At 35.0% G+C, this 7,609-nt stretch carries 5 protein-coding genes and 1 pseudogene; 1 reads left to right on the top strand and 5 read right to left on the bottom strand.

Features of this window, described 5'->3' with window-relative positions:
* Positions 1-239 (top strand): annotated as a pseudogene (locus F0475_RS11905) (hypothetical protein); the annotation flags it as partial.
* 181 nt (positions 240-420) lie between these two features.
* Here F0475_RS11905 and F0475_RS11660 read toward each other — a convergent pair.
* The 5 genes from F0475_RS11660 to F0475_RS11640 all read right to left on the bottom strand — a co-directional run bounded on the left by F0475_RS11660 (position 421) and on the right by F0475_RS11640 (position 7,345).
* Positions 421-900, bottom strand: a complete 480-nt coding sequence (locus F0475_RS11660; RefSeq protein WP_155716768.1) for an HlyD family secretion protein — start codon at positions 898-900, stop codon at positions 421-423.
* 18 nt (positions 901-918) lie between these two features.
* The gene (locus F0475_RS11655) at positions 919-3,120 is read right to left on the bottom strand and encodes a peptidase domain-containing ABC transporter (RefSeq protein WP_155716767.1); all 2,202 of its coding nucleotides are present in this window, start codon (positions 3,118-3,120) and stop codon (positions 919-921) included.
* A gap of 56 nt (positions 3,121-3,176) precedes the next feature.
* On the bottom strand, positions 3,177-4,682 hold the full coding sequence (locus tag F0475_RS11650) for a DUF6734 family protein (RefSeq protein ID WP_155716766.1): 1,506 nt from the start codon (positions 4,680-4,682) through the stop codon (positions 3,177-3,179).
* Between the two features lie 211 nt (positions 4,683-4,893).
* Entirely contained in the window at positions 4,894-6,150 is a 1,257-nt protein-coding gene (locus F0475_RS11645; RefSeq protein ID WP_155716765.1) for a DUF6734 family protein, read from the bottom strand.
* A 7-nt stretch (positions 6,151-6,157) separates the two neighbouring features.
* Complete coding sequence (locus F0475_RS11640) at positions 6,158-7,345, bottom strand: radical SAM/SPASM domain-containing protein (protein ID WP_234423010.1); 1,188 nt, start codon at positions 7,343-7,345, stop codon at positions 6,158-6,160.
* Between the last annotated feature and the right edge of the window lie 264 nt (positions 7,346-7,609).

Below are 7,609 nucleotides of genomic sequence, written 5' to 3'. Positions count from 1 at the left end.
GTCCTTCTATAGTTTCCCTATCCTGTAGGCTGGTTCTTCCTTTTGACAACAAAGGTAATGAATCAACCTTGCTTCCTAAAGGGGATTATACCCTGTTTAAGTTTCTTGCTGCAAACTTAGAGTCCTTTCTGTTAAACAGCACAGAAGCGCATTTGTTCAGGAAGTATCTCTGTGAGAGGTTGCAGAAACCTGCATTCGTGATAACACCGATATTTCTGCTCGGTAACACGAATAACTAATGATTATATCTTATTTTTCCTTTTTCTTTCACCGATTATATCTTACTACATTACTACAATAGGAGTTAAAGCGGTGAAAGAAAAAGGATTAACGTGTAGTTGGGTGTTCAAAATAATTATACTACGCAGTAACTACATCTGCCGTTCTTCTTTCACGGCTTTATTACGATTAAAAAGGAAATTATATGATATTTGTTATTCTCTGGACAATCCTTTGAAGCACGCTTTCATTGCTAACAAGTATAGATGCTGTGCCCGTCATTCCACTGATAATTTTATACTTGCAATCTGTTACTTTTACCTGTGCTGTGAACACGTTGCCTGCTGCCGTTTGTCGGGGCGTATGCATTGTGGCTGTTATCATACCATTCACAGCTCCGTAGGTTTCTGCACCGTAGCCCTCAACTTCGATGTTTACCGTCATTCCTCTCTCTAACGTATTTACGTATTTATAGGGAACGGCGATTGTGCCTTGACGGGCATTTGTCATCTGTACCTTTGCACTGATGATTTCGGGATAAGGTATAAAGTATGCACCTACCAATAATCCCAAAATTACGATAGTAATGATTGTGATACCATAGCGTACAATTCTTGATGGTATCTCGCCGATGATATGCCTTATCTTCTCGCTGCGGAGTTCTATCTTGTCGTCTGCCATAGTTGTCTTTCCTTTACGTTAGTTTCCTAACTCCAATTGATTCTTTACAAGATTGTAGTATGCACCACGCTTTGCTGTGAGTTCCTCGTGGTTGCCGATCTCGACCACCTTGCCTTTATCCAGTACCACTATCTGGTCGGCATTCTTCACCGTACTTAGTCGGTGAGCCACTATGACCACCGTCTTACCTTTATAGAACTCGTCCAGATGTTCCACAATCATACGCTCATTGTTGGCATCAAGCGAGTTGGTGGCTTCGTCAAGGAAAATATAGTTGGGGTTCTTATAGACGGCTCTCGCTATCAATATACGCTGTTTCTGCCCTTGGCTCAAGCCCACACCATCGCGACCTATCTTAGTATTATACTTTAATGGCAGTCCCATCACATAATCGTGAATACAGGCTATCTCGGCAGCTTTCTGCAATCGCTCTTTGTCTATCTCCCCATCATCTACGGCAATATTCCTTGCAATGCTTTCGGAGAATATCACACCATCCTGCATCACCACGCCACATTGTCGGCGCCACCACTTTTTATTGAGCGTGTTTACCTCTGTTCCACCAACGGTGATTTGTCCACCCAGCACGGGATAATAGCCCAGCATGAGTTTGATGAGCGTGGTTTTTCCGCTACCAGATGCACCCACGATGGCTGTTACCTTGCCTTTGGGAATTGTTAGGCTTACATTATCTATGATAGTTTTCAATGCATGAGGGTCGTATTTAAAGTTTATGTTTTCTATGTCTATACCCTTAGTTTCGTCAGTTACTGAAGTTTCCAATCCTTGTTTTCCGTTCTCATCGTCCATGCGGTGTATTTCGTTTATACGTTCAAGACTAATCCTCACGTCTTGCACAGAATAGAAGAAACTCATTAGCTGTTCCACTGGCGAGTTGAGCTGTCCTATGATGTACTGCACGGCAAGCATCATACCCAGTGTTAGTTGTCCGTGAATAACAGCAGTTGCTGCCACCACAGTGATTACGATATTCTTTAGTTCGTTGATGAATATACTGCCAGCCTCCTGCGTTTGTTGGAGCTTTAGCGATTTCATCTGTACGTTGAATAAATCAGCCTGCACGTCCTCCCATTCCCAGCGTCTGCGCTGTTCACAGTCTTGCAGTTTTATCTCCTGCATAGAGGTAATAAATTCGTAAGTCTTGTTGTTGTTGATGGCTTGTTGCTCGAAGAGTTCATAGTCGAGAACCTTTCTGCGCCTAAGGAATAGCGCAAGCCAACCGCCATAGAGCAGACTGCCGAGTATGAAAATGGCGAAGATAAGCCAATTATAGGATAACAATACAATGCTGAACACTATAAAGGTAAAGAGCGAGAACACGATGCTGAGCGTTTGTTGTGTCAGGAACGAGTTTACACGGTTGTGGTCACTCATACGCTGCATAATGTCGCCCATCAGTTTGGTGTCGAAGAAGCACATCGGTAATTTGAGCAGCTTAATAAAGAAGTCGCTTACTAAAGAAATGTTGATACGCAAAGAAATATGTAGTAAGAGCCAACGACGGATAAAATCAATGGCAGTACGGCTCATGGTAAGGACAAGTTGTCCCAAGAGTATTAACCAAATAAAACCGATGTTTTGGTTTTTGATTCCCACATCCACAATTGATTGCGTGAGGAAAGGCAGGATAAGTTGCAGCAGACTACCCACAAGTAAGCCTAAGACTATCTGCCCAAAGTGCTTTCCGTATTTTTTGACATAACCGAAAAGAAACTTGAGTGAGCGTTCTTCTTTCAGCTTGGTTTCTTCTTTAATATTATTGTTATCAAGTAACTGAGTAGTACTGCAAAGCATAGCAATTCCTTGCTCTTTATCTTTCAATCTTGTACTAATCCAATGACTCTTAAATTCCTCTAAATTATATTTAATTAATCCTTTACTAGGATCTGCTATATAAAATCTCTTGTCTCTTCTTATTTTATATAGTATTACAAAATGATTCTGATTCCAATGGAGAATACAAGGTAACGGATATTTGGATAAATTGGTAATATCTATCTGGGTACAAATCGTATCAAAGCCTAGGTAATTTGCAGCTTTACTTAGTCCCAATAAAGAAATTCCTTCTGTAGTTGGCGTACATAGTTTTTCTAAAAAAGATAAAGAGTATCTTTTTCCATAATATTCGCATATCATTTGTAGGCATGTAATACCACATTGCATAGAATCGTATTGATGTAAGTAACGAATATGTTTCATTAAACTGTGAGCTTTAGCATTAATATTTCAATAATAGTCAAAAATAAAACTGGACGTTAGATATTTGATATTGTTAAAATACAGTTTTCTATCATACGGTAAATAATTCTTTCTACATATCTTAAATTAGCTTCATACTCTTCTTTACCATATTTGTTTTGTGATAGTGCACAAACATTATCTATTATATCGGAGGCTGTTGCTGTATGCTCCTGTAGGAGATAGACTATAATAGTTTCAACCGTTCCACGAGCAACTACTTCATAAACTGTTTGACGAAAAGCATCTGGTATAGTTACAACTTTATACATTTTATTTTCAATTTTTTGATTTTTTGTAATATACATCAAAGTTTCTGATGATATATCTGTCAAGCTAATAAAAGGATTTAAAATAAACTGACAATTACTCTCATATAATCTCTCATTTTCCCAAAAACTATTAATGCAAGTATACTGCTTTTTAAAAAATTCCTTCTTATTATCTTCTAGTTGTTTCTCAACTTTGATGCACGTGTTGTCCAGTTTCTTAATTTCGGTATAGATTCTTTCTTTCATTATTTTTCCTATGTCATAATTTTTAGAAACTTTAAAACAACGTGACCTTTCTAATATTTCGTTGGAAGTTCTGTAATGATGGATATAAGGAGTATCTATAAAATTCAGATAATTAGATATTGGGATACCGCCATGCTGGATATATGTATTGATTATATGATGATGTAAAGCAGGATCTATTTTTTCTAGAAGCCTTGATGCAAAAGTTTGTGCATCATTTCTTTTTTTTATATTTCCAAGCATATGACAATAGCCGTGTTTCTTCAAACACGACATATCAAGATTCATCCAATCAAACAAAGTACTTAATTTTTCACCTTCAGTACAGTAGCTTATAGTTTTATTATATTTTTGAGCTAGGCAATAAAAGAAAAGTTGCTCGTAAACAGAATTTATAAAACCATCATGATTAAGTTTCAAAATCCTATCATTGTTATATATAAATCTATATGCTTGTTCTGTGTAGTATTGAATGAATTTCACATCATTTCCTCCGAGTACGCCTGCATTAGCCACACTAATAATCTTATTTTTAAGCTCTATATCTGCAAAATTGGGAATTTTTCCTCCAACTTGGATGAAACGATCTATGCACTTACGATTATACAATTGATCGTCATACTCAATATTTTGTGCGAATAAGTCTGCTTTCCAAAAGGAATCTGGTAAGCAGTCATACAACAAAAAATCACAATCTACATGTAAAAATGGTTCATGCTGTTCACTGTATGTATATAATTTTGGCAAAGCCCATAATTCATAGCCAGAATACCCTTCCATAATATTCGGAATTGTTACTATCTGATCATAAGGAATACACAATTCTTCAACAACTTTTTTAGCTGTGGAATTGCAATACAGCGTAACATGACCATAATGCTGCTTTAGTAAAAGGCAACTAATAGCCATAGTTATCCAATGAAATTCAGGTGAGAGAAATCCTGCTTTATCGAACATAGGATCTTCATCTGTGGAGAAACTGTAATATGTCTGTAAAAACCTCATGTATGCAATAATATTAATAAAACAAAAACTTTTTCTAAAATACCTTTAAGCTACTAACAAAAACCTTAATTTTAGGTTGTATAAGTATTAAACCTTCTGAGTGTATATGACTATATAATTAGTACACTTAAAATACATTAGTGTAGCATTATGCTCATGCCACCAATGTATTAATTATAAAGTATGCACTATGTTTTGTTATTTTATGGTGTCATATAATTAATACATTATCAAATAATCCCTTGCGAATACTTGTAATTAAATATTCTTGTTGAAAGGGATCCAAGTCTGTTATTATTTCGTTTAACCGAATAGGCTTCCTAAATATTTTAAGTAGATTTGTCATAACAGAGTCGTATTTTATATACACATTCTGCGCAAGATATGTATTGTATGTTTTTAGATATCCCTCCTGTTTGCATTCCTTTTTATCATGTAATGTTAAAACTTTTTTATTACTTATGAATTTAACATCAGGAGAAATTGAAATTATAGAGTTTAATAAGTCTCCATTAGATATTTTTTCATATTCTATTGCTCTTTTCTCATACTCACTATTTGCAATACCTTTTAGTGTGATTTTTTGACAAATATCATTTTTATGGCATACATAGAGTATTCGGTCAAAATACTCTGGATACTTCCTATACATTTGCCTAATGATATAGCTATTACAGCGTGGATGACTTTTGTAATTCATTATGTGAATATAAGGATGATTATTAGCTTCCACTACTTGGTCAGGGACTGTTCCCCAAGGCATAACAAAATCCTTAACAACACCCTTAATAAATGTTTCAACCTTGATTCTTTTTGTATGTGCTAAGGCATAAAAAATCCATTGTTCAAAAACAACATTATAAAGAAACTTCTTGTCTGACTTTCTTATACTATTAGCATTGCTTGATAAAAAATCTTTAACATATTCAACGTACTCTTTCCAAAAGAACACATTATTACCACCCAATACTCCTGCATTATATGAATGTATATTATTTTCACCGAAACATACTCTCATGTAATCAGGAATTATCGCATTGCATGATTTCAAATGGTTTAGTACTAACATGTAGAAATTTGAATCGTTTTCTTCATGCTGGGCTACTAAGTCTGCTGTTAATAAGCGCTTCTTGAGCGCTTCCTTACAAAACACATCACAGTCTATATGCAAAAAGGGAGCATTTTGCATACTATATGTCTGAATTTTAGGGTAACAGTAAAAATCCCTATACTCATTCTTGATGTCATCCAATATGAAGTATGTATCATATGGCAATAGAAACAAATCTTTAAATATATGTTTTAACTCAAAATTTGTATACATACAAAGGGGTATTTGTGGGTTATACTCTTTTAAGAGTAATCCACTCAATGCTATTGATAGCCAATTGACTAGTGGAGATAAATAACCTCCGCAAAAGTTCAGTCCATAACTTCTTAACTGACTATATGTTTGAATTATATGCATTATGTTATTATTTTATATGGTTAAGTCTGTATATAGCATTTATTAGCATGCGATCCTCTATATTATATATAAACATAGGGCATCTAGGTTCTTTCTCATATAATGCAAGTGGACATAATCCTCCACATAAAGGATAATACTTACAATCTTTACACTGTTTAATCTGACCACTTAACAACATGTGGGGAATGGTCGCTAAGGCACTATTTTTGCGCTTATTACCTCGGTTATGTATATTACCCAAATGCAATGGACCTCCTAAATATCTTGTAGAATAGGCTGTCTCCGAACAGTCGTAAATATTACCATAAGCATCATACATTAAGGACTCTTTCATTGTCCCAATACATATATAAGGCCCACTTCTGTGCGGAAGAATCTCTGTTCTAAAACCATGCGTTAGCATATAAAGTATATACTCTGTAGACTTTTTCCCAATTATCTTCCATGCCTTGGCATCACCAGCACCATTGTTTGCCCATGAAACAACACATGCACAATAAAAACGAATTTTATCCTGCATCCCATCATTGTACAGTTTATGTAAAAGTGGAATAACACCATCTATATTACTTTGATCAATATTACATCGAATGGTTATCATGCATTTAGTCTTATCATAGTATGGGCTTGAAACTATAGACTTTAAATTGTTGTATAATTTAACAAAAGTTCCTTTACCGCTAAACGTGAAACGGTGCTTGTCATGGAATTCCTTATCTCCATCTATTGTTATTTCTATCCTCCTGCAATTAAATTGTTCCTTTAACTCTCTATATACATCTAGTGTGAGTATATAGCCATTTGTAGTTATATGAGATAGATTTTTAATCTTATGCTTATTTGTCAGAATTTTTATATGCTTATTGATTATACGCATTTTATCTAAGGCGCATAACGGTTCTCCTCCAAACCATCCTATTTCCATGTCCTGATAATCATGTGCAGATAATTTAATATCAATCTGTTTGATGAGACATTCTATGGTATCTATACTGATTTCTGCATGGTTGTGCTCTTGACCACAATAGTTACAAGCAAATTGACATTTATCAGTTGGTTGAATGGACATATATAGATGCTCACTATGGTACTGTCTTTGCTTCTTCAAAATCTTTTGGTTTTCTATGTTTATTGATCTAAACTCGTCTTCTTCCTTTGGAACAAGCACCTTTGCTTTAATTAATAACTCCATTGTATTTTTGTCTATATGCCTAAAATCTTCATTGATGACAGAATTATAGGTGTTAGCTGATACAAAAATGTTTTTTGCTGTTCTTCCAGAAAAGAAGAGACCTAATTGATGTCTCTTAATGTGATATAAATTCTTAAACCTTAATTCCGCAACACTATTATAAATTAAACTTTTTAAGTACCTGAGCAACAAAAAGTTGCTCAGGATTTTGCCATGTCAGAATTTTCACTTATCTTAGTGTTGCAAAAAAAAACAAGAGAATCC

This window comes from Prevotella vespertina (assembly GCF_009728485.1).
Lineage (GTDB): Bacteria > Bacteroidota > Bacteroidia > Bacteroidales > Bacteroidaceae > Prevotella > Prevotella vespertina.
Note: the sequence above shows the minus strand (reverse complement) of the source record. Positions and strands in the feature narration are given on the sequence as shown.

Bases quoted from the DNA above. Each gene is read 5' to 3' on its own strand.
- F0475_RS11660 (WP_155716768.1), bottom strand. From the start codon at position 900: ATGGCAGACGACAAGATAGAACTCCGCAGCGAGAAGATAAGGCATATC.
- F0475_RS11655 (WP_155716767.1), bottom strand. From the start codon at position 3,120: ATGAAACATATTCGTTACTTACATCAATACGATTCTATGCAATGTGGT.
- F0475_RS11640 (WP_234423010.1), bottom strand. From the start codon at position 7,345: ATGGAGTTATTAATTAAAGCAAAGGTGCTTGTTCCAAAGGAAGAAGAC.
- F0475_RS11650 (WP_155716766.1), bottom strand. From the start codon at position 4,682: ATGAGGTTTTTACAGACATATTACAGTTTCTCCACAGATGAAGATCCT.
- F0475_RS11645 (WP_155716765.1), bottom strand. From the start codon at position 6,150: ATGCATATAATTCAAACATATAGTCAGTTAAGAAGTTATGGACTGAAC.